Here is a 26,628-nt window from a genome sequence, read left to right on the forward strand (position 1 = left end):
AAACGACCCAAGATTGAAACCGAGCCAAAGCCCAAACAACACAAGCATCGCCTCAAAAATAATGAGGGCAAAAACCTGATGTTCTGACTGCTGATCATGTGGAATGAGATCAAAATATAATTGGTCAAATAGAGTAAAAATCCCAATGCGCCGAAGACGGTGAAGATCGAAACAGGGAAAGCATGTAAAACATAAAAAATGAACTCTAACACAACAAAACACACCTTCTAAAATATGGTGCTCTTTCTTCACTGATACAGTGCTTAAATGACCCCAGCTTTCCCCCCTATCCCCAATTGGGGACAAACCGCCTAAAGGTCTGGAATCTCGTAAATAGTCGCACCGACATCCAGCTCAGCACCAGCCGCACGGGCAATCAGCCAGGGCCAGTTTTCAATATGATGATAATGCCCTCTGCCCGCCAATACCGTAAGCTGCGCATTAGGCAACTCTGCGCAAAGCGCCTGCGCCCCTTTCAAGGGTGCAACATTGTCATCCGGGCCCTGAAAAATCTCGACGGGCACCTCAATGGTCGCCACATCGAAATCCCACCCCTGCACATTCAGAACGTTTTCCTCCACCATACCCCGCATACCCGCAGCCGTGCGCAAAGCCAGCATGTCCGCTGTGCGTTTGCGGATCACTGGATGGGACAACAATCGAATGTCATCAACGCTTTTTGCGCGTTTGCAATATCGGTCGAAATAGCGATCCGCATTCTGCAAAATCGAACGCACAAGGAAAGGAATGATTTGACGCAGCATGGATGGCCAGTACCGCCCCAAGATGGCCGACATATGATAAAACTGATCCAACTCACGCCAGTTTTCATGTCGATAGTTCGGATAGCACGCTGAAGACATCACAAGTTTGGTCACGCGGCCTTTTAACTCATGGGCAATCGCCAAGGCAGAGCCGTTGCCATAGGACACAGACATCGCCCCCACTCTTGCCAATCCCAGTTGATCCAACAACGCAGCCACGTCGTCAGCAAAATCCCGCAGACTTTCCATTGGCGCAGGATCAGACAAGAAACTGCCGGGGCGACAGGGGCAAATCACCTGCACGTTCAGCCGCTCCAATATGGCATGACAGCGGTCTGGAAATCCCAGCACATCAATTGTCACCCCCGCCAGCGCGTCAAACACCAAAACAGGTTTGGCGTCTTCTGCTCCCAGACGAAAGTACTCAAGTTTGCGCCCATCTGCCAAAATGATGCTGCGGCGCACCTGTGATGCGCGCCTGTCCTGAGGCATCGCCTCTCGCACCACTTTTAATGGGGAACCTGCCAGGACTGCCGCCAGCTCACTGCGACTGCCCGTGTTGGTTTTCTCATAGATTCTCTTCAGATAGGTCCGTGCAGTCTCGTAAGAAACGCCCATTTGCACCGCAATCTCACGCAGATCGCCGGGCAAGCCAATGTGGCGCAGGACCTCGGCCTCCCGTCGGGTCAAGCCGTGAGACTGGGCAAAAAACGCAATCCCGGCCGCGTTACACCCATCTGAAGCCAATATGACATTGGCGGCATGCGGTGGAAACCCAATCCGGGCGGCGTCCTCTCTGGGCAGCAACACCACATTGGCTGCCTGCCCACGACCTGTGTGAAAGGCACTGGCCTGGCCGGTTTTGCGCACACAGCGCAACGCCTGTGCCAGCCCCTGCGGCGCCCCGCCTTCCATAGGGAGCAGCAAGTGTTCCTGTGCCATCAGTGGCGTAAGCGGCAACACATCCTGCATTGCATGATTGGAGAGCAAAACACCCCCTTCTTCATCCAGCAGTGCAATACCGAAAGAGAAACTGTTCAAGACCGAAGACAGGTTGCTTTGTTGCTCTTGCAGACCAACAATGCGCTCTGAAATCTGAAACGCCCGCCGCACATGCTGCGAAAGATGCTCCAATGCAGAAGCATCTGTTGTGGGCAGTGTTGCACCGCTCTTGTGCGCCTTTGGCCCATCGGCATCCGCGATCAGCGCGTCCTCATCCAATGCCGGCTGAAGAATTTCAGTCAGCTCAAGTACAAGCTCCGGCCACAAAGAGTTGTCCAAAGCCGCTTCATAAACCAAATGGGTCAATTGATCGAAATCTCGAACCATGCATCCCAACAACAAAACAAAATCAATGTGTTTTCATACCGAAAATCAAAAGGGCGCTACAGTCGGACAATCCTGACCATTGAGTCAAAATCGCTGCGCCAAAGCCCATCTGCCACCTATAAAGAGCGCTTACAACTTCGCGCCCAAGGTGCTAGGAGGGGGCAAACCTTGAACAGATGAGTGGACGTATGACCTACCAGCCCAAATCGGATTTCCTCACCGTGATGCTTGAGCGCGGCTTTGTGGCCGATTGCACAGATTATGAAGGCTTTGACAAAGCTCTCTGTGCCGGCGTGGTTCCCGGCTATATCGGCTTTGATGCCACGGCAAAATCCTTGCACGTCGGCTCGCTCATCCAGATCATGATGCTGCGCTGGTTGCAGAAAACCGGCCACAAGCCAATCACTCTGATGGGCGGGGGCACCACCAAGGTGGGCGATCCGTCCTTCCGCGCTGATGAGCGCCCGCTGCTCAACAATGCCCAGATCGACGACAACATCGCCGGCATCAAAAAAGTCTTCGCCAAATACCTCGACTACGGCGATGGAGACACAGATGCGCTGATGCTCAACAATGCCGAATGGCTCGACGATCTGAACTACCTCGAATTCCTGCGCGACATCGGCCGCCACTTCTCGGTGAACCGCATGTTGTCCTTTGAGAGCGTGAAATCACGCCTGGATCGGGAACAATCCCTGTCCTTCCTCGAATTCAACTACATGATCCTGCAGGCCTATGACTTCCTGGAGCTCAACCGCCGCTACGGCTGTCTGGTGCAGTTTGGCGGCTCCGATCAATGGGGCAACATCGTCAACGGCATCGACCTCACCCGCCGTGTGGATGAGGGCGGCCTGTTTGGTCTCACCTCGCCGCTGCTGACCACCTCTGATGGCAAGAAAATGGGCAAAACCGCCGATGGCGCGATCTGGCTCAATGCGGATATGCGCAGCCCTTATGAGTTCTGGCAGTTCTGGCGCAACACCACCGATGCTGACGTCGGTCGCTTCCTCAAGCTCTACACCGAAATGCCGGTGGAGGAGTGCAACCGTCTCGGCGCGCTGACGGGCAGCGAAATCAATGAGGCGAAAATTATTCTCGCCAATGCGGTGACCACCCTGTGCCACGGCGCAGAGGCCGCCGCTACAGCCGAAGCCACCGCACGCGAAGTTTTCGAAAAGGGCGGCGTTGGCGATGATCTTCCCACCGTGACCCTCACCTCCGAGGACCTCGGCGACGGCATCTCCATCGTGCAGCTGATCGTGAAATCCGGCCTCGCAAAATCCGGCAAAGACGCCAAGCGCCTGATCAAAGAAAACGGCGCGAAGCTTGATGACGCCCCTCTGACAGACGCCGGGTTGATGATCGACGCAGCCGCGTTGGCCGCTCCAATCAAACTGTCAGCCGGCAAAAAGCGCCACGCCTTGGTGCAGCTCGACGGCTAAGGAAACAGTAATTTTCTAGACGTTAAAGGCCCGCACTTCCTGCGGGCCTTTCTTATGAAGGCGCTTCAAAAAGTGTGTGTCGCGCGCCTAAAATGCGAAGGCGGCGCGCCAAACGCGCGCGAAAAGGCGGTCGCAAAGTTCTCAGCAGAACGGAACCCAGAAAATTCGGCGGCCTCGGCCACGGACATCTGACCATTTGAAATCTTGTCGCGCGCTATCGTCAGACGGAGTTTTTTGGCGAAATGCAACGGCGCACAGCCGTGCTCTTTTTGGATCAATCTGCGCAGAGACGAGGCGCTCAAGCCGCTTCCCCGTGCCAGTTCCGTCAATCTCGGCATCGGCCCAGGCAGCAGCGCAAGCTCGGTAAACCGCGCCAATTGCGCCTGTTCGCGAGAGGTCAGCGCTGCTTCGTTCTGATGCCCCCCCATTTTCTTGAAACTGGACGACAGCAGCTTCAACACGCTCGCCTCTGCATCCAGCTTGGCGAATGGATCCGCGAAATTGACATGTGAGGCCAAGTCTTCCAGCAGAGCCAGATCCTGATGGTCCGCAGCCCACTCTATGACCTGACCACTCAATCGTGCTTCGGCAGAGCTGTCTGGCACCGAAATCCCATAGGCCTCCAACCAATCATGCGACAGCATCACGCTGATCTTGCGTACATATTCATCCGGCTTACTACGGCGTTCAAACCGCATGGGCTCATCAATCGAAGAAAACGCAAACTTCACAGGGGCCCCCTTGCGCCGTCCCACCTTCATGGGGCGCCCATCCAGCCACGCCTCAGTTGTTCCTTCCAGAAAACACAAGAGAACCGCCCCAGGCTTGCGCACGGTGGACATTTCAAAAGGCCGGCGCGCACGCGCGTTCAACGTATGCAGGCCAAATCCTTCGCGGAACTCTACAGCCGTCACCGACCCGTCAAAGATCCGGTCGCTGGGGCTGTCCTTTTGATGAAACAATTCAAGGCGCTCATCGTTCGAAGCGCATCTGAGAGACTGAAGTGAGGCGTGTGACATATGCGAGCTCTAAGCAAACCCTTTGTGAGGTATAGAGCTCGACAGCACATTCTGGTCAGTTCGCAAAGGTTTGTGAACAGACCACAAAGATGGCCATCTGGCGAAAGTTCACTCAGCACTCTAGTTACCTGACAATAATAGTCAATAAAATGAGGGGACAAATCATGGCCCATCCTTTGGTGCGTCTGAGTCTTTTGGCATCCACGGCGCTGTGCACCCCGCTTCTGGCGGGTGCAGCCTCGGCACAAGACACAGGCGAATTGTTTGAACTTGAAGACATTCGCATCGAATCCGATGATGCGCAGTCAGTGTTGGGCAACCACGAGGTATCCGAAGAGGACATCGAACGGCGCAACCCTGCGTCCATCAGCGATGTTTTTGATGGCGAATCTGCAATCAGCGTCAGCGGCGGTGCAGCGATCGCCAAAAAGGTCTTTGTAAACGGCATCGAAGAAAGTCTGCTCAGCGTGACAATCGACGGTGCGCGGCAAAACAAATCGGCCTTCCACCATACCGGCAATGTGCTGATTGACCCCGGCCTCCTGAAAGCTGTGGAGATTTCCTCTGGTCTGGCCCCTGCCGATGAAGGACCCGGCGGCCTGGGCGGCTCCATTGCTTACACCACCAAAGACGCAGCCGACTTGCTTGAGGCAGGCGACAGTTTTGGCGGCAAAGTCACTCTGGGCGGCGGCGACAATGGGTTTGGACTGCGCTCGGCTCTGACGCTTTACGGTCAGTCTGGTGGATTTGACTACGTTCTTCACGGCGCACAGCAAAACGGGAGCGATTACAAAGACGGCTCCGGCACAACCATTGAAGGCACAGAACCGGACATCAGCGACTATCTCGCCAAATTCTCCTACACCTCAGAAACCGGTCACCGCGTGGCGTTCTCTGCCTCAGAAACCCGCGACACCGGCGCACGTGCTGCGCAGCGGGGTCCGGGCCCGTTTGTGTTCACCCGTCCTGACTTCAGCGGTCTGACCAGCGGCCCAAACATGATCATCGACGCATTGGCGCGCCGTACCTCCTACAGCCTGACGTATACGCAGGATGATCCGCAGGGCTGGTTCGATCCGTTCTTCCAAATTGCTTACAACGAGCAAGAAATCGAAGCCGGCAGCGGCTGGGGTCAGAACACCAGTTTCAGCGGCACCTTCAAAAACACCTTTGCCCTGTCAAATGGCACCGTAGACGCCGGGATCGATTTCTTTGATGAGAAAGCCGAAGGCCGCACAGACAGCGGCGTTCCCACATTTGCCTTTGGTGGCAAAGAAGACACCCGCAACATTGGCCTCTTTGCTCAGGCCCGTCAGGATCTCTCTGACCGGCTCTCCGTGTCCTACGGCGGCCGCATCGACTATCAGGACTTCACAGGCGCAGACGGCTCTGAATTTTCCGAAACAGGTCTCAGCGCCAACGCCGCGATTGACTACATCCTGTCTGACAACTGGTCCTTAAACGCGGGTGTGGCCTCAACTTTTGGCGGCTATGCTCTGGGCGAAGCCACGATCATCAACTTCTTTACCCCATGGACCTATGATGGCTTTGACAGCTCGCGCAGCAACAGCGCCCGTCTTGGACTGCGCTTTGACAATGGCCCATGGGTTGCAAGCGGCGCGCTGTTTTACACAGAGATTAATGATCTTGCGGCGGTCTTGCCCCGCGGCGGCGCGCGTGGCGCAACCACAGATGTTGAAACGCAGGGTTTTGACGGCTCGCTCGCATACTTCTGGGACAGCGGATTTGCACGGCTGAACTACACCTTCGCAGATGTCACAGAAAACGGCGATACCATCAGCTCCACCGCTTACTACCTAGGCCGCCCACTGGGCAGCATCGTCGCGCTGGAATCCGCATGGCAACCTGGACATGGCTGGACCATCGGCGGCACAGCCGAAATCGCACCAGAGTATAGCAAAGCCAACATGGACTCCTATTCGGTCTGGAACGCCTATGCCGAATATGTCCCGCCATCCCTGGACAACCTGCGCATCCGCCTGGATCTGCGCAACCTCTTAGATGAAACCTATGTGGCACGCGCAAATGACTCTGCGGGCAACACGACAGGTCGCGCGATCCCAATGAACGAGCCGGGCCGCACCATTGCGCTGACCGCCACAATGCGGTTCTGATCCAGCCATCTTTGACTGCCAACCGAAAGGCCCGCCACCCGCGCGGGCCTTTTCTAGTTGGGCGCACATTTTGCCCGCTGCGCAAAAGGCTGCACAGCGCCCTGCTTAACACTGGACACATCCGCCATAAGCAGTTTATTTGAACACACGTTCATTTACGGTCTGGAGGAGCCCGCCCATGAAACTCGATCAAACCTGCGCCGTAATCACTGGTGGCGCTTCCGGCCTTGGAGAGGCCACCGCTCGCCATTTTGCCGCCAATGGTGCCAAAGTGGCCCTGTTTGATCTCAACGAAGCGCGCGGTCAGGAAATCGCCGCCGAACTTGGCGGATCCTTTCATAAAACCGATGTCACGGACGAAGCCAGCGTGGCTGCCGCCATCGCAGCCGCCAAAGCGGCCATGGGCACCATCACCGCTGCGGTAAACTGCGCGGGCATCGCACCGGCCGCCGCCACCATTGGCAAAAAAGGCCCCCACCCGCTCAGCACCTTTCAACAAACCATCGACATCAACCTTGTCGGCTCTTTTAACGTCGCCCGACTGGCCGCTGAGGTGATTGCGGAAAACGAAGCAGAAGCCGATGGCGCGCGCGGCGTGATCATCAACACCGCCTCCATTGCCGCCATGGACGGCCAGCGCGGCCAGGCCGCATACGCCGCCTCCAAAGGCGGCATTGTTGGCCTGTCTCTGCCAATGGCGCGCGATCTCGCCCGCTCCGGCATCCGCGTCATGGCGATCGCGCCGGGCATCTTCCTCACCCCCATGCTGCAGGGCCTGCCCCAAGAGGTGCAGGATCAGCTCGCTGCCGATGTCACCTGCCCCAAACGTCTGGGCGACCCGTCTGAATACGCCCGCCTTGCTGGTTTCATCGTGGAAAACGGCTACCTCAACGGCGAAGTCATCCGCATCGACGGCGCCCTCAGAATGCAGTAATGCCTTTTGGGGCGGGTCAATCCGCCGGCTTGCCCCCACGCGCTTCAATCATGCGCACATCCACCTGATCCCGCCGGGTGCCATAGCGCATCTCATCGTAATACACGACCTGCGTCGGCAGCTTCACGCCCCAATCATAGGCAAAGGGCTCCGCTGCGGGGCTCCCGGATTTCCCACGCGTGCCATCTGACAAATCAAAACGATCATCCAGCGCAAGCGGCGCAACCGTCTTGGTTTTGTTAAGATCCAGCCAGCGGCTGACATAACTGTTGTAAATCCCGTATTTGACGTTGAGTTGCCCGTTTTCAACCTGAGCCATGGCTGGCGTAACCATAGGCTTGTTGTAGGTGCAGACCTTCTCACCATTCAAATACAGGATCAGGCTCGGCCCGGTGGGGCGTTGGGAATAGTCGGCGTACAACACAAAATCCGTCCAGCGCCCACGCAACTGTGACAAAGGGGCGAGAAAGCAGTTTTCGGCCGATTGTATGTTCAAGTTAAGCCGACCGCTCTTCAACTTGATCATCCAAAGTGGTGAACGCCAGTTGCGCATTTTCACCTGACCAAACGCAGCATTGGTTTTTCCAAGGTCAGGGTAATTTGGATCCAAATACATCGACCAACCATACCAGACCTTTGATCCCACCCGCTGTATGCGGTCCTTGGGGTCTTCCTTGCGCTCAATTCTCTGGCGATCGTTGGTGCAATCGTCCCAATATTTGTTACCACCGCAATCCCCGTGCCGGATCTCAAACCGCTGCGCTTTACGCCCATAACGCACATTGTCCCGCACCCGTTTGAAACCATAGGCACGCCCTACCCCCACTTCGCTTTCAATACGCGTCAGTCGCAAGATCGGCTTACCCACATCTGCCGCCGAAACCGGCACCCCAGTAAGAACCAAACTGGCCGCAAAAGTCACTGCGCGCAACGCGGCTGTCGTTGTGTAAAAAGTCTTCATTTCTCAAATCTTCTTAGTTTTCCAAACCCATACAATATCTCTAGACATTACAGATACATGCTTAAAGATGCATCATCCATTTCGATGCAACCATCGCTTCTAGACACTTCGTGGGGGGCGCATTCGCCACAGGCGCTGCTATGCTCAGATCAAAGAGGAGCGTACGATGACCACCACATCCCCCCGCCAAAACCGCGTTCAACCCACCGGAGACATTCTGCGCCATCCCGCGCGCGGCAGCCTCATGGGCAACCGCGGCATCTTGCATGCCACAAGCGCGCACAGCCACGGTGCCCTCACCCATCGTCGCTGGCAGCACAAAGCATGGGTCTGTTGTGTGCTCTCTTTCAAAGGCCGCCGCCGCACCCTCATGGCCCCCAACCGCTATACAGAACTGTTCTTTCATGACGAGGCGGTCGCCCTCGCCGCAGGTCACCGTCCCTGTGCCGAATGCCGCCGTGCCGATCACAAAGCCTATCTCGCTGCCGCCGGTCACACAGGCTCCGCGCCCGCGTTTGACAAACACCTGCACGCGGCCCGTGCCATCCCGCGCAAGTTTGAGCAAAACCGTGCCCAGATGGACGCCCAGAATCTCCCAGACGCGACCTTTGTCCTGCTCTGCGACCAACCTGCCCTGCTGATTGGTGACATGGCGTTGCCCTTTACCCCAGAAGGGTACGCTGCCCCGATCAAACGCCCACAAGGCCGCGTCACCGTGCTCACCCCTGCGCCGAGCATCACTGCGCTGCTCGGCGGCTTCCGCCCCAGTCTCCGTCTGCCGGCAAACCTGCGCTGATCTCGCCGCAACGCGGAATCGCTGGCCCTCTGCATGTGCATTTGCCATACCTTGGCCAAACAGACGATCAGGACAGCACAATGACCCAAATCATCACTTCCCTTGCAGAGATTTCCGACCGCTACAAAGCTCTCTTTGTCGATCTCTGGGGCTGTGTCCACAATGGCGTCACCGCCTATCCTGAGGCTGTCGCCGCGCTGCAAGCCTACCGCGCCAAAGGCGGCATTGTGGTACTGGTCACCAACTCCCCCAAACCCCGCGCCGGTGTGGCGGAACAGCTCGGCGATTTTGGCGTACCAGCGGATGCGTATGACACAATTGCCACCTCCGGCGACAGTGCGCGCTCTGCGATGTTTCAGGGTGCCGTGGGCGAAAAGGTCTATTTCATGGGAGAGCCCGCACGTGACGAGGGTTTCTTCCAACCACTTGAAATCCTTGAGAACCCAGTCACCATCCAACGCGTGCCGCTGGCTGAGGCCGAGGGCATTGTCTGCTGCGGGCCCTTTGATCCGATGGCAGAGGTTGAGATCAATCGCCCCGACTTCCTGTTTGCAAAACAAAAAGGCATGAAGCTGCTCTGCGCCAACCCAGACATCGTGGTGGATCGGGGTGAAATCCGGGAATGGTGCGCCGGCGCGCTGGCAAAACTTTACACCGACATGGGCGGCGAAAGCCTCTATTTTGGCAAGCCTCATCCGCCGATCTACGATCTTGCCCGCCGCCGCCTCGCAGCGCTGGGAGTCTCGATCGCAGACAGCGACATCCTGGCAATTGGAGATGGTCCACACACCGACATCGCAGGTGGCATGGGTGAAAATATCGATTCGCTCTTCATCACTGGCGGCTTGGCGGAAAAAGAAACGCAAACCACCCATCAGCCAGAACCTGATGCCCTAAAAGCGTATCTTGAGGCCGAACAAGTCAGTCCACAGTATGCAATCGGCAAACTGCGCTGATAAAATCCTTGATTTTCTGCAGCTGCGAAGTAATAAAGTTCCAAATCATCAAGATTTGCTGCCATTAAATTACTTCGCAGCCGAAAATCTAAAACCTGTGTGGAGGCCTCATGTTGGACAACCTGCCCCGTGGCACCATTTTTATCGAAGATCTGGAAATCGGCATGTCGCGCTATGTGCGCAAAACCGTATCCGATCAGGACATCGAGATGTTCGCCGCAGTCTCCACAGATCACAACCCCGTCCATCTGGATGAGGACTACGCCAAAGACACCATGTTTGGTGGCCGCATCGCACACGGCATGCTGACCGCAGGGCTCATTTCGGCGGTGATTGGTGAACAGCTCCCCGGTCATGGCACCATCTACATGGGCCAGTCTTTGAAGTTCCTCGCACCTGTGCGCCCAGATGACACAGTGGTGGCCACGGTCACGGTCACAGATATCGACTTGTCCAAACGCCGCGTGCGGCTCGATTGCAAATGCACAGTAGATGGCAAAAAAGTTCTGGCAGGAGAGGCCACCGTGCTTGCGCCTTCGCGCAAACTCGATTGAAGACGCGATGGCAGAACTGACTGTCCCGTATGCCAAACGGACTGTTGATCGCGACCAGAGGCGGCTGACATCGCGACATAGGAACTGTGCTTTTTGCTGACGTGCCGCAACCATGGCACCTCCTCTCTTGCACCCCGCCCGCGCAAAAGCTAACCCTGCGCCATGCAGATTATTCGCGACTATCAATTCGTCACCTCAGAGCATCGCGGCGCCAGCGTCGCGATCGGCAATTTTGACGGTGTGCACCTGGGCCATCAATCCGTGATCGACCTCGCACGCAAAGCTGCGCCGGATGCACCGCTCGGCATTATGACCTTTGAGCCGCATCCCCGCGAATACTTCGCACCGCACGCTCCTACCTTCAGGCTGACCTCCGCTGAAACACGCGCACATCGACTGGAAAAACTGGGCGTGGACCGTCTTTATGAGCTGCCGTTTAACGCGGCCCTGTCCAGCCTCACGCCGGAAGCTTTCGCCCGCGACGTGATCGCTGATGGTCTGGGCCTCAAACACGTGGTGGTTGGCGCAGATTTCTGCTTCGGTCAGGGGCGCAAAGGCACCGCGGAAGATCTGGTCGCTTTTGGCAAGGAAATGGGCTTTGGCGTTACCATTGCACCGCTTGTGCAGGGCGGCGACGGTCAGGTCTCCTCTACGTCCATCCGCGCTGCGCTCACAGACGGGCGCCCCCGTGATGCAGCCGCCATGCTCGGCCACTGGCACCGCATCGACGGGCCCGTGATCGGCGGCGAACAACGCGGCCGAGAGCTCGGGTATCCAACAGCCAATATGTCCATCGACGGGCTGCACCAGCCCAAATACGGCGTCTATGCGGTACTGGTAGATGTGCTCGATGGCCCACACCAAGGCAGCTACTTTGGCGCCTCCTCCATTGGCACCCGCCCGATGTTTGGCGAAAACAAAGCCAACATCGAAACCTTCCTGTTTGATTTCTCAGGCGATCTCTATGGCCACACCCTCTCTGTCGGTCTGGTAGAGTACCTGCGTCCAGAGTTGAAATTTGACGGTCTTGAGGCACTGATTGCGCAAATGAGCAAAGACTGCGATCAGGCCCGCGAGATCCTATCAGCCTTATGAGCAACAAAGACGCCATAGCACGCCACGGGCTCGCCAAACGTTTCTGGGAAAAAAAGCCGCTCACCAAGCTCAACAAAACCGAGTGGGAAGCGCTCTGTGATGGCTGCGGAAAATGCTGCCTCAACAAGCTTGAGGATGAAGACACTGGCGAAGTCGCCCTCACCTGCGTTGCCTGCCGCCTGCTCGATGATGACACCGGGCTCTGCAGCCAATACGACATTCGCCACCAGTTTGTGCCCGAATGCATCGTCATGACGCCAGAAAATATTGACGACCATGCCTACTGGCTGCCGCAAACCTGCGCCTATCGCCTGCTCTGGGAAGGCAAACCGCTCTATGACTGGCACCCGCTGATTTCGGGCCGCCAAAGCTCCGTGCATGAGGCTGGGGTCTCCATGCGCCACCGCACCGTTTCAGAATTTGACACCCCGCTCGAGCAGTGGGAAGACCACATTATCGAGGAACCGCTCTGATGTTTTTTGCCTCTGACAACTCTGGCCCTGCCCTCCCCGAAGTCCTCACCGCGCTGTCTGCTGCCAACGAAGGCTACGCCATGGGCTACGGCGCAGATGCGGAAATGGCGGAGGTCACAGCAAAGCTGCGCGAGATATTTGAGGCACCAGAGGCTGCTGTCTATCTGGTCGCTACAGGCACCACAGCCAACGCACTCGCACTGGCAACCCTTTCAAATCCTTGGGAAACCATCTTCTGCTCCCATGTGGCGCATATCCACGAGGATGAGTGCAACGCGCCCGAATTTTACACCGGTGGCGCCAAACTCACCATGGCCAGCGCCAAAGGTGAGGACAAGATGACCCCTGACAGCCTGCGCACCGCCATCGCGGGCGAAGGCAATCGTGGCGTGCATGGCCCTCAGCGCGGCCCGGTCTCCATCACCCAGGTGACCGAACGCGGCACTGTTTACACATTGGCCGAACTCACAGCGCTCTGTGATGTGGCCAAATCCTTTGACTGCCCTGTCCATCTGGATGGCGCGCGTTTTGCCAACGCCATGGTCGCTCTCGGCTGTTCACCCGCAGAAATGACATGGAAAGCAGGCGTCGACGCGGTCAGCTTTGGCGGCACCAAAAACGGCTGTATGGGTGTGGAGGCCGTGATCTTCTTTGATCCCAAACACGCCCGCGAATTTGAGCTGCGCCGCAAACGCGGCGGGCACCTCTTCTCCAAACACCGCTATCTCTCCGCCCAAATGCTCGGTTATCTGAAAGATGACGCCTGGATCACCGCCGCCACCAAAGCCAATGCCAGTGCAGCGCATCTCGCCGGTGGTTTGCGCCAGATCGACGGTGTGGAATTCATGCACCCACCGCAGGCCAACATGATCTTTGCTTCCCTGCCCCGCGCCACCCACAAACGCCTCTTCGCCGCAGGCGCCAGCTACCACCTCTGGGGCGCAGAGCTGGACGGCGCGGATGACACTGAATTGCTCCCCGCACGACTGGTGTGTGACTGGTCAATTGAACAGGATCAGATCCACAAATTCCTGGATCTGGCAGCGGGTTAACCGCACTTACGAGACACTCTGCGCCAATAGGCGGTCACCATCTGCAATGCGAAAATCACAAAGAAAAACGACGACCCGGACCTTGTGATGAAGGCCGCCAATTGGTGGATCAAAACACACGAACTCGATTCCTTCGAGCAAGCCGTAAAAGTGCGCGATCTGATCCTGTCTGGCGCTTAGTGAGCATCAAATCAAACGATAGGAACCAGAGATATAAAGGCAGTCGCATCAGATCATGTGATTTGGTATGTTGCAACTTATGAGAAAGTACGGCCGCACCTACCATCTACCCAATTCGCCTGGCTCCACCAGTGATGACAAAATCATGTCGTCGCTAGAGCGCCTGAAGGTCTCAGATCTCGTGATCACCGAAAAGATGGATGGCGAAAACACCACCATTCATAGCGGGGGTACTCATGCCCGTAGTCCTGACAGCAAGTACCATCCTTCGCGCGATTGGTTGCAAGCTTTTGCCGCAGGGATCTCATTCCAATTGGCACCAAACGAACGCATCGTTGGCGAGAACCTGTATGCGAAGCACTCTATCGCCTACACGGAATTATCATCCTACTTTCTGGGGTTTGCGCTCATTATTGACAACGAAATCCAAAGCTGGAGCGACACGCTGAGCCGGTTCTCGGACTTGGGTATCGACCCTGTTAAAACGCTTTATCGCGGTCCATTTTCCGACGGTCTTTTTGAAGTGGTTGCGCAAAATTTGGATCAGGAAACACAAGAAGGGTTTGTGGTTCGTACAGCCAGCGCATTTCTAGAAAGCCAAATGCCAACAAACATGGGCAAATATGTCAGGGCGGGGCACGTCCAAAGTGAAATTCACTGGACCAAAGCTGAGATGGTTCCAAACCGCTTGAAAAGCTGACCTTTTTCGAATTGTACGTCTATATGTTCCTAAATAGCTCATGCGCCCCCCTTGGCGCTGCTCTTGAATGTCTTATGAAGAGGGATCAAATCACCCCCACATTGACAAAATGACATCAAAACCCTATTTTGAATTCACTTCTAATAGGAGCACTCCCATGTCTGTTCAAATGTCTTTGCGTGTTGATCCAACTCTCAAGTCTCATCTCGCCAAACTGGCAGAGCTGCGCAAGATGACCGTCAACAAGCTCATTGTGCAGGCGCTGGATCAGTTTGTCGCAAAGGAATCTCACGCCTTGGAAGCGGAGCTAGAAGCCTCGCTGGCACAACTGCGCCAATACCGCGCCGCTGATCCGAATTTTGAGCAAGCGATCGACGCTGTGGTTTCTGCGGAATTGTCTACCAAGGAAGATCCGGCCCAAGGAGAGATCCTGACCGAAGAGCCGCAAGAGGCCACATCGCTTGTGCGTGGGCTGCTCGGTGCCTGATTGGGACGCTGACAGCGACCAACTGACACAAAACCTCAAATCTGCCTATCGTGCGTCGCGTGACGCGGCTTTCGCGCGCGAACGGCCAACCCTGCGGATGGCGCAGGAATGGCATGCCACAACACTGAAAGACCTCACCGTTCCCGCTGACGTTCTGTCGCAACTTTCGGTCACAGCGGACACTATCACCGGGCGCTTTCGAGGGGAACCTGGGCTGGAACATTGTGAGGTTGGCATTGGTGTCCATCGCGGCACCCTAGCCTTTCTGGTGGCCGAAGAGCTGGCCCGTTTTGAAGAGCGCGTCCAAAGCGCAACCGCAGCTCTGGATGCGATCATTCCTCAGGGCGACGCGCCCGCCACCGCCGATCTGCTCAACGCGGTGATCGAGCTCTGCGCTTGGGTGCATGCCGAATGGGTGCGCATTCATCCCTTTGCAAACGGCAACGGGCGCACCGCGCGGATCTGGAGCGGCTTCATTGCCATGCGCTATGGTCTGCCGCCCTTTGTCAGACTGAGACCACGCCCAGATGACGGCTATGGCGCTGCATGCAACGCCGCCATGACTGGCGACTGGGCCCCAACTGCCGAAGTCTTCCGCCGCATGTATCTGAACGCGATTTCCTGAACCGCTCGAAGCAAACGCCTCCCTGTTCAGGACTAAGCCTGCGCGCGATCCGCCTTAATGTCCGCATGCGCGCTGCTCGCCCATTCAATCACCGGCAACATCAGCTTCAGCAAAGTCCGCCCCCGCTCAGTCAGCCCATAGCTTACTTTTGGTGGCGACGTCGGGAACACTTCACGTGTCAGATACCCTTCTGCTTCCAATTTACGCAATGTGCTCGTCAATACCCGCTGCGTGATGTCACCCAGCAAGCGCTTGATCTCGTTAAACCGTTTGTCTCCGTCTTCCAGAACACAAAAAATCAGGATCGACCACTTGTCGCCCACCCGGTCCAGAACATCCCGGATCGGACAATTCTCTGCATCCTTCTTCTCCAGCACAGTTACTCTGACCATACCTAAGCTCCTAAAAGTGCGTTCTTGCGCGTTGGTATACAATTGATACCTAAGTGCAGCAAGCAACAAACTCGGGAATCACCTCATGAAACTGCTGTCCTCATTCATCGCCGCACTCGCGCTGGCGCTCTTTTCCACAACTGCAGGAGCTGACGACATGTCTGACAACAAGAAAAACCTGATGAACTTCTACGCCGCCTTTTCCGAAGGCGATCTGGACGCCCTGGACAAAGTGCTGATCGAAGATTGGGTCACCTATGACGCCAACCCAGGTCAGGGCGCAGGCCGTCAGGGTCTGAAAGACTTCATCCCTCTGGTCGCCGCGTCTTTCTCTGATTTTGAATGGAAAGTCGAAGAGCTGATCGAAGAAGGCAATGTGATCGTGGCGCGCTCCACCTTCTCCGGCACCCATTCCGGCGAATTCATGGGCCACGCGGCAACCGGCAAACCCTTCACCGCCAAAGCAATCGACGTGCACCATTTCAACGACGAGGGCATGGTCACCCACACCTATCACCTCGAAGACTGGATCGCAGTTCTGGCACAGATCGGCGCATTGGATCACTGAGCCACGCCCACCAAACAAAAACACCCGCAGCGCGCTGGCACTGCGGGGGTTTCTTTTGAACCGGACCAATGTATCAGCCAGCGGCCTCTACCGTCTTGCGCACCTCAGCAGCGACCGCTGCTGCATGGGAAATCGCGCCCATATGTCCAGCCCCGGCCACGGTCACCCGCCGCCCGTTCTGCACCTGCGCAGCCACGTAATCACAAGCCGGCTTCATGATGGCAGGCGACAACGCCCCATCCATCACCACAACAGGCACCTCAATCTGCCCCAAACGCGGCATGATATCTCCCAGATCATGCAGAACATCCTGCTGACTGGCGATGACAAACGGCATCAATGCTACAAACTGCGCCCGCATCTCTGCAGGCAAAGCCGACCAGGGGCGCCCATCTCCCCATTCTTCGACAAACAGCTGGACCGAGCTCTCTGAATCTCCCGCTTCATAGTGAGCAAAGACCCGCTCCATATGCGCGTGGTTCTTCGCAACCTCCTCAGGAGCCTTCTCCTGCGCCCCCAGCATGGTCACCGGCTCATAGAGCGACAGCGAGCGCACCAGATCAGGCCGCAACAGCGCCAGCCGCAACCCCAAGAGCCCGCCATAGCTGTGGCCAATCACATCCACAGGTTCGGTGATCTGATCAAGAATGGCATCCAGCATCCACTGCCCGGTGGGCACATCCGCGCGATAAGGCACGCTACGCCCATGCCCCGGCATATCCGGTGCCTCAAGGGTCAGCAGGTCATTCAGCGCCGCCGCAATACCGCGAAACGCACCCGAATGCCCAAGGTTGCAATGCAGCGCCAGCGCTCGGCGCGGCCCCTCCCCCAGAACACGCCAGTGAATGCCGTGCCCAGCAGCCTGCGTTTTGTCGTCCAGTGCCATCGCTTACAACTTGCCCGCCAGATGCAGATCCAGATCTTCCAACCGATCCTGCCCCCAGAACCGCGCCCCATCGTCGGTGTTGTAAAACGGCGCGCCAAAGGCCCCGGCTTCCACCGCTTCCTCCAGATTGCGCGCATAGGTTTCCGCGCCCACCAGCAACCCGCTGTCGGCCAGCGCCGGATCAAATCCCGCCGCACTCAGGCAGTCGCGGATCACATCATCCTGCGCGATGTCTTTTTCTTCGGCCCAGCACGCGCGGGTGAACCCATGCGCCAAAGCGCCCAGATCGCCCCCACCGGCGTTCTGCGCCGCAATGAACGCATAAGAGGACGGTGCCATATTGGTGGGCCAATGCGCCGGTTTCAGATTGAACGCCATGCCCAGTTTCTTGGCCTGCCGCACCAACTCCTGCGCGCGATACTCCTGACGGCTCACATGCCGATCCTTGGGCGCGGTGCCCCCCGTGCGGCTGAACAGCCCCATGATATCGAGCGGCTTATAGACAATCTCCGCCCCATGTTTGGCCGCCACTTCCTCAAGTCGCGTGCCCGCCAGATAGGTATAGGGAGAAATTGTCGAGAAATAATACGTGATTGTGGTCATTTGCGCCTCACTATCCATCTGCATCGCTTTGCGAGACGTTAGGGCCATGTTAAGCGGAGTGCAATGTCACGAATCTGTCACCAAAGCCACCTAGGGACCTCCGCGCTATGGCCACCATTCTTGAACCCAAACTGATCACAGGCAATGCCAATAAGCCATTGGCCACCGCCATCGCGCGGCGCATGTCCATGCACCGTGGTGTCTCCACAGAGCTGGTCAATGCGCGTGTCGAGCGCTTCAACGATGCGGAAATCTTCGTTGAAGTCTACGACAACGTGCGCGGCGAGGACATGTTCATCATCCAGTCCACGTCCAATCCAGCCAACGACAACCTGATGGAGCTGCTGATCATGGCCGACGCCCTGCGCCGCTCCTCGGCCAGCCGCATCACCGCTGTGATCCCGTATTTCGGCTACGCCCGTCAGGACCGCCGCACCAAGGCCCGCACCCCGATCACCGCAAAACTGGTCGCCAATATGATGGTTGAGGCTGGCATCGAGCGCATCCTCACCATGGATCTGCACGCCGCACAGATTCAGGGCTTCTTCGACATCCCGGTGGACAACCTCTACGCCTCCCCGATCTTTGCGCTGGATATCAAAGCCCAGTTCAAAGACACCCTCTCTGACGTCATGGTGATCTCCCCTGACGTGGGTGGTGTGGCCCGCGCGCGTGAGCTCGCCAAGCGCATCAACGCCCCGCTCGCCATCGTCGACAAGCGCCGCGAAAAGCCCGGCGAAGTCGCCGAGATGACCGTGATCGGCAACGTCGAAGGCAAGAAATGTATCATCGTCGATGACATCTGCGACACCGCAGGCACGCTCTGCAAAGCCGCCGAAGTGCTGCTGGAACATGGCGCCACCGAGGTGCACAGCTACATCTCCCACGGCGTGCTCTCCGGCCCAGCGATTGAGCGCATCACCAACTCCGTGATGAAGTCCCTCGTGATCACCGACAGCATCGCCCCAACCGAGGCCGTGAAAGGCGCCAGCAACATCCGCATCGTGCCAACCGCCCCGATGTTTGCCCAAGCGATCATGAACACCGCTGCAGGCACCTCCGTCAGCTCACTCTTTGAGACCGAGACTCTGGAGCCCGCCTATGAGGGTCTGTTCAAGGCCTGATCTGAGGCGAAAGCGTTAGAATAGAGAAAGCCCCGGCGGATGCGTCGGGGCTTTCTTGCTTAAAAGTCAGATCTTACCATTTGATCGTGGCACAGGTTTCCCATCACCATCGAAACAATTTCTTGCGGTGCCACTAAATTCACTAATAAACCGGTTACACATCTGTGGATGATCGGCAAATACTGTCATCCAAACTGAGAAAAATCCCTTTTCAGACGCGATTATCACGATCTGTTCTTCCAAAAGCGATAATACCTCTGCCTTTCCAAGAAATCTCTCATAGTGACCCAATTGAACTTGCGCAATGTCCCAAGTATCAGAGCGATGATCTGCGCGTTTGTCACGGGCGCTAGGGCGCTCTTTACCGCTTGGATGTCGCAACAGTTTTACCAGAGAAACCAAGTTATTCATCAAAGTAACTTGCTCTGGAGATAGATTTGGAGAGATCGTAACAAAACCTCCAGAACAATACGCTAAGCCAAGAAAGGTATTGTCTAAATCAGGAAAAGCCGTCTCACTGAGAACTACAGCAGATGCGCCTTTGTTACTATTACAACTCTTGCAACTAAGCAAAAAATTGTTCCAAGAAAACTGTAAACTAGGAACCTTAGACTTTGGCTGCACATGCTCTATTTCTGGAGCGTGACGAACTGGTTGTTCGCAGTAACTACAGTAGGGGCCAATCCTCGCGACTAGGTCATCTAGAGCTTTTGCGTATGGTCTATATTGGATATGAGGTGCTGCCCCTTTCGCGATTGGCCTCATTCTTTCCCCTGCTTGACACTACTTATGCGCTCCATTTTCATCATGGCTTCGAGCGCAGGATCTTGGAACCCTCGCTCCATGGCATCAAGTTCCTCTTCAAGTGCTTCTCGTTCATCTGGATCATGGCACTCAGCTAAACGAGCTACTTTTGAAAGGTAAGCGCCAGCGCTTTCTCTTTTGTTTACGTAGCCCATCGACCGATCTCTTTCTTCAACCCCCTGAACATCAGTTATGATATCAACAATCGGCATGCTATAGACACGATCATCAAACTCCATCTCATCAAGGTCCAGCATAACGCCTTCCGATATCGACTGGATAACAAATGGCGAATGACTTGATACGACAAATTGCATCTCGGGAAATGCCTCAAGCAGAGCCGGAACAATCTTTTTCTGCCACGTTGGGTGTAGATGCAGATCGATCTCGTCTATTAGTATTATACCACGCGCGGATCTTACCGCTTCGGCTCCAAGATGCGGGTTCAAGATAATAGCCTTAAATGCAATATCCCCCACCATAGAAAGGATATTCCGTTGACCATGTGATAGATTTTCGTATGCCACAGTTCGACGCTCGTCCACGAACTCGACCTCAAGTCTTTCGCGGGATGGAGAGTATCCAACTTTTACATTCGCCTCAAAACAAGCTTCGACTGCCCCTCGCCAAGCCGCAAGCGAAGGAGAAGACTCCCCCGTTTCAAACTCACCCAAACGCATTCTCCTCAACCAGTCCAACAGGTCTTCTGAAGAAACACTTGGTTCGTGACTATTTCGGTAAGCATCAAAACGAGAAGGGCGGTGTTTTCTTTTTCTCAGATAAAACAACTCCCAGAGTCGGTTAGCGCCATAGTAAGACAGTAGCGGCAAATCAGGATCATCTCCTGCAACTACAGACTGATAAGCTTTTTCGGAGATTGATGATAAATCTCTGGCTTCCTTAGTAGTAGTGCGGCCACGGATGCTCCCAAGTTCTCGTGCCCAACTCAGCTTGTGATAATCACCGGTCAAAGGATCAGGTAACCGCCCCTCTGCCTCGACCCGTATAGGGAACGCTTTTGTAAAATCAGGCTTTCCACCGAAATCCCTTTCAAACTCGTGTGCTTCCCTCTTGTGAAGGTGACGGGCATCCGCAACGGGAATGCCCAGAAGGAAAGAACCGAAAGCAACGGAAAGTGCATCAAGTATGCTTGTCTTACCAGTGCCGTTCTTGCCCACGATCAGAGTCAACCGAGAATTTAACGGTTGATCAAAATTCGCAAACCCTCGAAAGTTTTTCAGGATAAGTCGGTCGATCTGCATTCTATTGCGTCCCTGAATTCGAAGAACTGCACAGTCCCAAAATTTCGTACGCAGCCAGAGCTATCATTCGAATAAAATCGAGGCAACCTTCACCAACTCCCTACCCCACCGTCCCGACGCAACATATTCAAAAAATGCAGACCTCCGCGATACCGACGCAATACAGACGCGATACCGACGTGCGATTCAGGTGTTGCGTTCGGCCTTTTCCTCTAGCGTCAGCCACTCTTCCTCGGCCTCAGCCAGCGCTGTTTGGCGCTCCACCAGCGCCTCTGTCGCCTTCTGGAATTTCACCGGTTCTTTGGTGAAAAGCTCCGGATCTGCCATGAATTCTTCAAGCTTTGCGATCTCGGCTTCCAGTCTTTCCATGATCCCCGGCAGCGCCTCAAGTCGGTGTTTTTCGGTAAAGCTCAGTCCCGCAGCGGGTGCCTTTTCTTGCTTTACCTTCTCCGCCTTAGATTTTGTTTTTTCGGCCTTTTTGGGCATATCCTCTTGCCGCTGTGCACGGTAATCGGACCACCCCCCGGCGTAAGTCACCGCGCGACCATTGCCTTCCATGGCGATGGTGGTGGTCGCCACACGGTCCAGAAAATCGCGGTCGTGGCTCACCAACAGCACGGTGCCGTCATAGTCATCCAGCAGCTCCTGCAGCAGGTCCAGCGTCTCCACATCAAGGTCGTTTGTCGGCTCGTCCATGACCAGAAGATTGCTCTCCTTGGCCATCAGTTTTGCGAGCAGCAACCGCGCCTTCTCGCCACCGGAGAGAGACCGCACCGGCGCTCTGGCCTGGCGATCATCAAACAGAAATTCTTTAAGGTATCCAACGACATGCTTGGGGTTGCCGCGCACCATCACCTGATCCGCCTTGCCCGAAACCCGCATCTCCGGATCGCCTGTCAGGCTGTCCCAAAGGGTCATTTCCGGGTCAAGTTTTGCACGCGCCTGATCAAACACCGCAGGCAGCAGATTGGTGCCCAGCGTGACCGTTCCAGAGTCCGGCTCCAGCTCTCCCATCAGCATCTTAATCAGGGTCGTTTTGCCCACACCATTGGGGCCGACAAAGGCCACCCGATCGCCCCGCTGCACCGTCAGAGAGAAATCCGAGACAATAGCCTTTGCCTCAAAACCCTTCGACAACCCTTTGGCATCAATAACCTTTTTGCCAGATTTAGGAGCCGCAGAAAGTTCCATCGCCGCAGAACCCTGCCGCGAGATCATAGAAGCCCGCTCCGCCCGCAGATCCTTCAGCGCCCGCACACGGCCCTGATTGCGTTTGCGCCGGGCACTGATGCCTTCCACCGCCCAACGCGCCTCGGCTTTGATCTTGCGATCCATCTTGTGGCGCTGGATGTCTTCTTCTTCCCAGACCTTGTCCCGCCAGGCTTCAAACGCCTCAAATCCCTTCTCCTGACGACGCACCATTCCCCTGTCAATCCAAAGGGTTGCACGTGTAAGTGCACGCAAGAAAGCACGGTCGTGGCTGATCAAAACATAGCCTGCACGGGTCGCTTTCAGCTCAGCTTCAAGCCAGGCAATCGCCTCAATATCAAGGTGGTTGGTCGGCTCATCAAGCAACATCAACTCCGGCGCTTCCGCCATCAGCCGCGCCAAAGCCGCCCGCCGCCGTTCCCCGCCAGAGGCGGTCTCAACCGCGCGCGCGGGATCAAACTTAAGCCCTTCACCAGCCCGCTCAACCTTATACATTTCACCGGTCTCAAGGCTGGCTGAGGCAAAGTCGCCAAGCGTCGCAAACCCTTTCATGTCAGGGTCTTGCTCCATGTATCCCACGCTGATGCCCGGCGGCACAACGATCTCCCCGCGATCCGCTTCAACCAATCCCGCCATCACCTTCATGAGGGTGGATTTGCCTGATCCATTACGCCCCACCAAGGCGACCCGATCACCGGGCTGCACCACAAGGCTCAACTGATCAAAAACCGGATCTCCACCAAAGGTCAGCGAGATATCGTTCATCTGCAAAAGAGGTATACGTGCCATAGCGAAAGCGCCTAGCCCGCAAATCTAATCCCGTCAACCTCTCGGTCTAGAGACAAGCACTTATCCAGCCAGCGCACGAAGCAAGCGCTTTCTGGCTGGGGGAATGGAACGGATCTCAACACCTGTAAACACGTGCAATGTATTCATTTTTTTATCAACAACCGCATGATCACTGACCCATCCCCCCATCATAAGGTAGCTGCGCAGCATGGGGGGCATGTGACGTTGAGCATCCCTTAGGTTCGGACGACGGGCCAATTTAGAAGCAAACCGAAAAACGCTCGGTGCTTTGACTTTTGGCAACCAGCATTTAGGGGCAAGGTGCCGGTCACGCAGCATCGCGAAACTATCAAGATAGGCGCGTGTGTCGGTACCAGCGAAAGAGGCACATCCAAACAGCAGATCCACTTTGTTTTCATCGACAAAGCGCGTCATCGCCGCCCATGCGGCGCGCAGCACATCAGGATCATGCACGTCCGGGTGCATACAGAACCGGCCCATTTCAACCATACGGCCCGGATACGCCTCAAGAGCGCTGAGCTCATAAAACTGAGCGGCGTAACAATCGGCAATGTCACGGCCCTCGTTCAGAGGTAACATTCTGAAGACGCAGACCAAACGGCCGCTTGTCATCTCTTCGATAAGATAGTGCGTACAACGTGCATCAAAATCATCACGATCCCGGCCATCCGCGTGCCCCAAAAACGCGAGACTCCGCAAGCGCTGAGCGGCCTCAAGGTCTTTGGCTGAAACAGCATTCCGGACACAGTAATGGCCATAGTTCAGCATCGCATCGCCTAAGGTCAATTCGTCGACACCCCGACCCTAGCAAAACAGGAATGACGAGAAAATGACACCCGACATAGGCACACGCTGCTCGCCTGAATCAGAAATCGCCGCTGCCTGGTGCCGGTGCGCCAATCGGCGAGAAGTTGCCAAGGTTGCGCCCCAATTGACGCAGCAGACCGCCAGACTCGATATTGTTGTCGGTGATACGGCGCGCCAGAGGAATCACCTGACCGTCTTCTAGGGCAAACTGCTCAATGTTGCGCGCGATCCCGTTGTTATCAAAACCAATCGCGACGATTTGGCGATCAACCACCTCGGGTCTCCGTGGACCGAAGTGTTTCACTCGACTGCGCACATAAAGATACCCGCTGTCATTTAACACGCCAGATGCGGACGGTGGGCCGAACGTGTCTGCAATGGTGTCTCGTGTATCGACACCCAGGGTGATCGACGCCAGCTCTTCTGCAGAAGGCACATAGCCATGATTTCTGTATCGGGTCGCACATGAGGCCAGCGCCAACACCAACGCCCCCATGACCGTGACTTTGATCATCGTCTTGCGCGTCTTCATGTTTGTCCTCTTGTGTTGGCCCGACTTGCCTTTTATCTCGCTTATAGAAGGAATGCGCGCTGTTCAAGAAAGTAAGCGCGCTGGCCCACTCCAGACCAAAGTCAGAAACCATGTCACACACAGTGCCCACCCCCACCGCGTTTCGCGTGGCAGATCTCCCGCAAAACCGCCCAACGGTTTTTGAGCTGCGTCCAGACGCGCAAACACTTGAAGCCATTGCCAAAGAGCTCGACCTAACAGGATTAAAGAAGCTCTCCTTCAAAGGGGAGTTGCACGCCTTCGGCAAGAGCGATTGGGAGCTGATCGCAGATCTTGGCGCAACCGTCATTCAGCCATGCGTTGTCACTTTGGAACCGGTCACCTCACGAATTGATGAAGTGGTAGAGCGTCGTTTCCTTGCAAAAATGCCGGAGCTTGCGGCTGACGAGGAAGAAATCGAGATGCCTGAGGACGACGATGCGGAACCTTTGGGGGCGACGATAGATGTATTTGCTGTGATGCAGGAAGCTTTGGCGCTTAACGTTCCGCTATTTCCGCGCTCTGAAGGCGCTGCACTGAAAGAAGCGGTCTTTACCGAAGCCGGCAAAAAGGCCATGACAGACGAAGACGCGCGTCCGTTTGCCGGGCTGGCCGCCCTGCGCGATCAGTTGACACCAAAAGACGACGAATAGGGCTTGCGTTGTGGGAAAATCGCAGTATTTTCGCGCGCTCATTCGAATTTAGCGTTGGACTCAGCCGCGCATATTGCGTAGACGCTCACAACGCTCAGGAAATCGGGCAACTTGCCCCAGTAAATCAAAGGTTGCGACATGGCTGTCCAGCAGAACAAAGTATCTAAATCGCGCCGCAACAACCGCCGTGCACACGACGCCCTGGTTGCAGCGAATCCTAACGAATGCCCAGATTGCGGTGAGCTGAAGCGCCCACACCATGTGTGCCCTTCCTGTGGCCACTATGCAGATCGCGAAGTCATCGCGATGGCTGACGACGTCGATCTGGACGAAGACGCAGCATAAACAACAGGATCTGCGCCCCTATGGCCGGTTTGACTACATCAGCAAACCCCTTCAGCGGGCGCACGGTGATCTCTGTCGACGCCATGGGTGGCGATCGCGGGCCGGCAGCAGTAGTTGCCGGCATTTCGCTTTCTGCGAACAAAAATCCCGACATTGCATTTATTCTTCACGGTCCCGAAGCGGAGTTGAGCCCACTGGTTGCGCGCAAACGTAACCTGGAAGGACGTGTAGAGATTCGCGATGTGTCAGGCACTGTCGCGATGGAAGATAAGCCACGCGACGTGATCCGTCGCGGCAAGAGCACTTCGATGTGGTCGGCAATCGAATCAGTACGCGCTGGCGAGGCAGACGCCGTGGTGAGCTGCGGCAACACCGGTGCGCTGATGATGTTGTCTGTGGTGCGCCTGCGCAAGATCCTCGGAGTAGACCGTCCCGCAATTGCGGTGCTCTGGCCCTCGCGTGCCCCGCAAGGCTTCAATATCATGCTGGACGCCGGCGCAGACATCAGCGCAGATGAGCATGATCTTTTGCAGTACGCATTGATGGGCGCCTCCTATGCACGCAACGGTATGGAACTGCAGCGCCCTCGTGTCGGGCTGCTGAATGTTGGCACCGAAGAACACAAAGGCCGGAATGAGCTGAAATTGGCTCATGATCTTATCGCCAGAAACGCCGAGATCGCGAACTATGAATTTGTCGGTTTCGTCGAAGGAAACGACCTGCCCGCAGATAAGGCAGACGTGATCGTGACCGACGGATTCACTGGCAACGTGGCCTTGAAAACCGGCGAAGGCACCGCAGGCCTGATCGGGTCTTTGCTGCGCGAAGCATTTAAATACTCGCCCCTGTCGCGCCTCGCGGCGCTCATGGCCTATACATCTCTAAACCGCCTCAACAAACGCATCGATCCACGTCGTGTGAACGGCGGCGTATTTCTTGGCCTCAATGGCACCGTGGTAAAGTCTCATGGCTCATCTGACGCAACAGGGGTGTCTTCAGCGGTGAAGCTCGCATTTAAGCTGGCGCAGTCTGGCTTTTCCGAAAAGCTTGCTGCGCGGGTTGCATCTGCTGTTTCCCTGCCGCAAGATGCCGAGAACTCAAGCGACTAAAAAT

29 protein-coding genes are annotated in these 26,628 nt (G+C 56.1%); 18 read left to right on the plus strand and 11 right to left on the minus strand.

Annotated elements, in window-relative coordinates; genetic code table 11:
- Positions 1–311 precede the first annotated feature (311 nt).
- The gene (locus J7413_RS07385) at positions 312–2,093 is read right to left on the minus strand and encodes an alpha/beta fold hydrolase (RefSeq protein ID WP_209097435.1); all 1,782 of its coding nucleotides are present in this window, start codon (positions 2,091–2,093) and stop codon (positions 312–314) included.
- A gap of 188 nt (positions 2,094–2,281) precedes the next feature.
- On the opposite strand from J7413_RS07385, the gene tyrS reads away from it, so the two are divergent.
- The gene (gene tyrS, locus J7413_RS07390) at positions 2,282–3,535 is read left to right on the plus strand and encodes a tyrosine--tRNA ligase (RefSeq protein ID WP_209097436.1); all 1,254 of its coding nucleotides are present in this window, start codon (positions 2,282–2,284) and stop codon (positions 3,533–3,535) included.
- Positions 3,536–3,600: 65 nt separating this feature from the next.
- Here the strand turns inward: tyrS and J7413_RS20655 are convergent, their stop codons facing one another.
- On the minus strand, positions 3,601–4,497 hold the full coding sequence (locus J7413_RS20655; protein WP_209097437.1) for a helix-turn-helix transcriptional regulator: 897 nt from the start codon (positions 4,495–4,497) through the stop codon (positions 3,601–3,603).
- A gap of 221 nt (positions 4,498–4,718) precedes the next feature.
- On the opposite strand from J7413_RS20655, the gene J7413_RS07400 reads away from it, so the two are divergent.
- Positions 4,719–6,689: a TonB-dependent receptor gene (locus tag J7413_RS07400; protein ID WP_209097438.1), complete on the plus strand. Its 1,971-nt coding sequence runs from the start codon at positions 4,719–4,721 to the stop codon at positions 6,687–6,689.
- Positions 6,690–6,867: 178 nt separating this feature from the next.
- On the plus strand, positions 6,868–7,623 hold the full coding sequence (locus J7413_RS07405) for an SDR family oxidoreductase (protein WP_209097439.1): 756 nt from the start codon (positions 6,868–6,870) through the stop codon (positions 7,621–7,623).
- 16 nt (positions 7,624–7,639) lie between these two features.
- On the opposite strand, the gene J7413_RS07410 is transcribed toward J7413_RS07405, so the two are convergent.
- A complete protein-coding gene (locus J7413_RS07410; RefSeq protein WP_209097440.1) occupies positions 7,640–8,584 on the minus strand; it encodes a heparin lyase I family protein in 945 nt (314 codons plus the stop codon).
- A gap of 166 nt (positions 8,585–8,750) precedes the next feature.
- Here J7413_RS07410 and J7413_RS07415 point away from each other — a divergent pair, with 166 nt between their 5' ends.
- The 10 genes from J7413_RS07415 to J7413_RS07455 all read left to right on the plus strand — a co-directional run bounded on the left by J7413_RS07415 (position 8,751) and on the right by J7413_RS07455 (position 15,502).
- Entirely contained in the window at positions 8,751–9,380 is a 630-nt protein-coding gene (locus J7413_RS07415) for a hypothetical protein (protein WP_209097441.1), read from the plus strand.
- Positions 9,381–9,460: 80 nt separating this feature from the next.
- Entirely contained in the window at positions 9,461–10,336 is an 876-nt protein-coding gene (locus J7413_RS07420; protein ID WP_209097442.1) for a TIGR01459 family HAD-type hydrolase, read from the plus strand.
- Between the two features lie 110 nt (positions 10,337–10,446).
- Positions 10,447–10,890 carry a MaoC family dehydratase gene (locus tag J7413_RS07425; protein ID WP_209097443.1) on the plus strand — a complete coding sequence of 148 codons (444 nt, stop codon included), beginning with the start codon at positions 10,447–10,449 and terminating at the stop codon, positions 10,888–10,890.
- A gap of 162 nt (positions 10,891–11,052) precedes the next feature.
- Positions 11,053–11,985, plus strand: a complete 933-nt coding sequence (locus J7413_RS07430) for a bifunctional riboflavin kinase/FAD synthetase (RefSeq protein ID WP_209097444.1) — start codon at positions 11,053–11,055, stop codon at positions 11,983–11,985.
- Entirely contained in the window at positions 11,982–12,458 is a 477-nt protein-coding gene (locus tag J7413_RS07435; protein WP_209097445.1) for a YcgN family cysteine cluster protein, read from the plus strand. Before J7413_RS07430 ends, J7413_RS07435 begins: the two co-directional genes overlap by 4 nt.
- Positions 12,458–13,510, plus strand: a complete 1,053-nt coding sequence (locus J7413_RS07440; RefSeq protein ID WP_209097446.1) for a beta-eliminating lyase-related protein — start codon at positions 12,458–12,460, stop codon at positions 13,508–13,510. Before J7413_RS07435 ends, J7413_RS07440 begins: the two co-directional genes overlap by 1 nt.
- 54 nt (positions 13,511–13,564) lie before the next feature.
- Positions 13,565–13,690 (plus strand): DUF6500 family protein, encoded by a 126-nt coding sequence (locus tag J7413_RS20495; protein ID WP_348538734.1) that lies wholly within the window; start codon positions 13,565–13,567, stop codon positions 13,688–13,690.
- A 67-nt stretch (positions 13,691–13,757) separates the two neighbouring features.
- The gene (locus J7413_RS07445) at positions 13,758–14,390 is read left to right on the plus strand and encodes an RNA ligase family protein (protein WP_247743395.1); all 633 of its coding nucleotides are present in this window, start codon (positions 13,758–13,760) and stop codon (positions 14,388–14,390) included.
- Positions 14,391–14,547: 157 nt separating this feature from the next.
- Positions 14,548–14,877, plus strand: coding sequence for a hypothetical protein (locus tag J7413_RS07450; RefSeq protein WP_209097447.1), 330 nt, complete (start codon positions 14,548–14,550; stop codon positions 14,875–14,877).
- Positions 14,870–15,502, plus strand: coding sequence for a Fic family protein (locus J7413_RS07455; RefSeq protein ID WP_209097448.1), 633 nt, complete (start codon positions 14,870–14,872; stop codon positions 15,500–15,502). Before J7413_RS07450 ends, J7413_RS07455 begins: the two co-directional genes overlap by 8 nt.
- A gap of 32 nt (positions 15,503–15,534) precedes the next feature.
- Here the strand turns inward: J7413_RS07455 and J7413_RS07460 are convergent, their stop codons facing one another.
- Positions 15,535–15,894, minus strand: coding sequence for a helix-turn-helix domain-containing protein (locus tag J7413_RS07460; RefSeq protein WP_209097449.1), 360 nt, complete (start codon positions 15,892–15,894; stop codon positions 15,535–15,537).
- 85 nt (positions 15,895–15,979) lie between these two features.
- On the opposite strand from J7413_RS07460, the gene J7413_RS07465 reads away from it, so the two are divergent.
- Positions 15,980–16,462, plus strand: a complete 483-nt coding sequence (locus J7413_RS07465) for an ester cyclase (protein WP_209097450.1) — start codon at positions 15,980–15,982, stop codon at positions 16,460–16,462.
- Between the two features lie 73 nt (positions 16,463–16,535).
- On the opposite strand, the gene J7413_RS07470 is transcribed toward J7413_RS07465, so the two are convergent.
- Both J7413_RS07470 and J7413_RS07475 read right to left on the minus strand, forming a co-directional pair.
- Entirely contained in the window at positions 16,536–17,348 is an 813-nt protein-coding gene (locus J7413_RS07470) for an alpha/beta fold hydrolase (protein WP_209097451.1), read from the minus strand.
- A 3-nt stretch (positions 17,349–17,351) separates the two neighbouring features.
- Complete coding sequence (locus J7413_RS07475) at positions 17,352–17,951, minus strand: 2-hydroxychromene-2-carboxylate isomerase (protein ID WP_209097452.1); 600 nt, start codon at positions 17,949–17,951, stop codon at positions 17,352–17,354.
- 107 nt (positions 17,952–18,058) lie between these two features.
- On the opposite strand from J7413_RS07475, the gene J7413_RS07480 reads away from it, so the two are divergent.
- Complete coding sequence (locus tag J7413_RS07480; protein WP_209097453.1) at positions 18,059–19,075, plus strand: ribose-phosphate pyrophosphokinase; 1,017 nt, start codon at positions 18,059–18,061, stop codon at positions 19,073–19,075.
- A gap of 66 nt (positions 19,076–19,141) precedes the next feature.
- On the opposite strand, the gene J7413_RS07485 is transcribed toward J7413_RS07480, so the two are convergent.
- The 5 genes from J7413_RS07485 to bamE form a co-directional block, all read right to left on the minus strand.
- The gene (locus J7413_RS07485; RefSeq protein ID WP_209097454.1) at positions 19,142–19,840 is read right to left on the minus strand and encodes an HNH endonuclease; all 699 of its coding nucleotides are present in this window, start codon (positions 19,838–19,840) and stop codon (positions 19,142–19,144) included.
- Positions 19,837–21,141 carry an AAA family ATPase gene (locus tag J7413_RS07490; protein WP_209097455.1) on the minus strand — a complete coding sequence of 435 codons (1,305 nt, stop codon included), beginning with the start codon at positions 21,139–21,141 and terminating at the stop codon, positions 19,837–19,839. The genes J7413_RS07485 and J7413_RS07490 overlap by 4 nt, the downstream gene beginning before the upstream one ends.
- Before the next feature lie 186 nt (positions 21,142–21,327).
- A complete protein-coding gene (locus J7413_RS07495) occupies positions 21,328–23,139 on the minus strand; it encodes an ATP-binding cassette domain-containing protein (protein WP_209097456.1) in 1,812 nt (603 codons plus the stop codon).
- 60 nt (positions 23,140–23,199) lie between these two features.
- Positions 23,200–23,928, minus strand: a complete 729-nt coding sequence (locus J7413_RS07500) for a GNAT family N-acetyltransferase (protein ID WP_209097457.1) — start codon at positions 23,926–23,928, stop codon at positions 23,200–23,202.
- A 97-nt stretch (positions 23,929–24,025) separates the two neighbouring features.
- Positions 24,026–24,499, minus strand: a complete 474-nt coding sequence (gene bamE, locus J7413_RS07505; protein WP_209097458.1) for an outer membrane protein assembly factor BamE — start codon at positions 24,497–24,499, stop codon at positions 24,026–24,028.
- A gap of 110 nt (positions 24,500–24,609) precedes the next feature.
- Here bamE and J7413_RS07510 point away from each other — a divergent pair, with 110 nt between their 5' ends.
- The 3 genes from J7413_RS07510 to plsX all read left to right on the plus strand — a co-directional run bounded on the left by J7413_RS07510 (position 24,610) and on the right by plsX (position 26,624).
- Positions 24,610–25,170 carry a DUF177 domain-containing protein gene (locus tag J7413_RS07510; protein WP_209097459.1) on the plus strand — a complete coding sequence of 187 codons (561 nt, stop codon included), beginning with the start codon at positions 24,610–24,612 and terminating at the stop codon, positions 25,168–25,170.
- A gap of 138 nt (positions 25,171–25,308) precedes the next feature.
- Complete coding sequence (gene rpmF / locus J7413_RS07515) at positions 25,309–25,515, plus strand: 50S ribosomal protein L32 (protein WP_209097460.1); 207 nt, start codon at positions 25,309–25,311, stop codon at positions 25,513–25,515.
- A 20-nt stretch (positions 25,516–25,535) separates the two neighbouring features.
- Positions 25,536–26,624 (plus strand): phosphate acyltransferase PlsX, encoded by a 1,089-nt coding sequence (gene plsX / locus J7413_RS07520; protein WP_209097461.1) that lies wholly within the window; start codon positions 25,536–25,538, stop codon positions 26,622–26,624.
- Positions 26,625–26,628: the final 4 nt, after the last annotated feature.

It is taken from the genome of Shimia sp. R10_1, from assembly GCF_017744095.1.
Classification (GTDB): domain Bacteria; phylum Pseudomonadota; class Alphaproteobacteria; order Rhodobacterales; family Rhodobacteraceae; genus Shimia.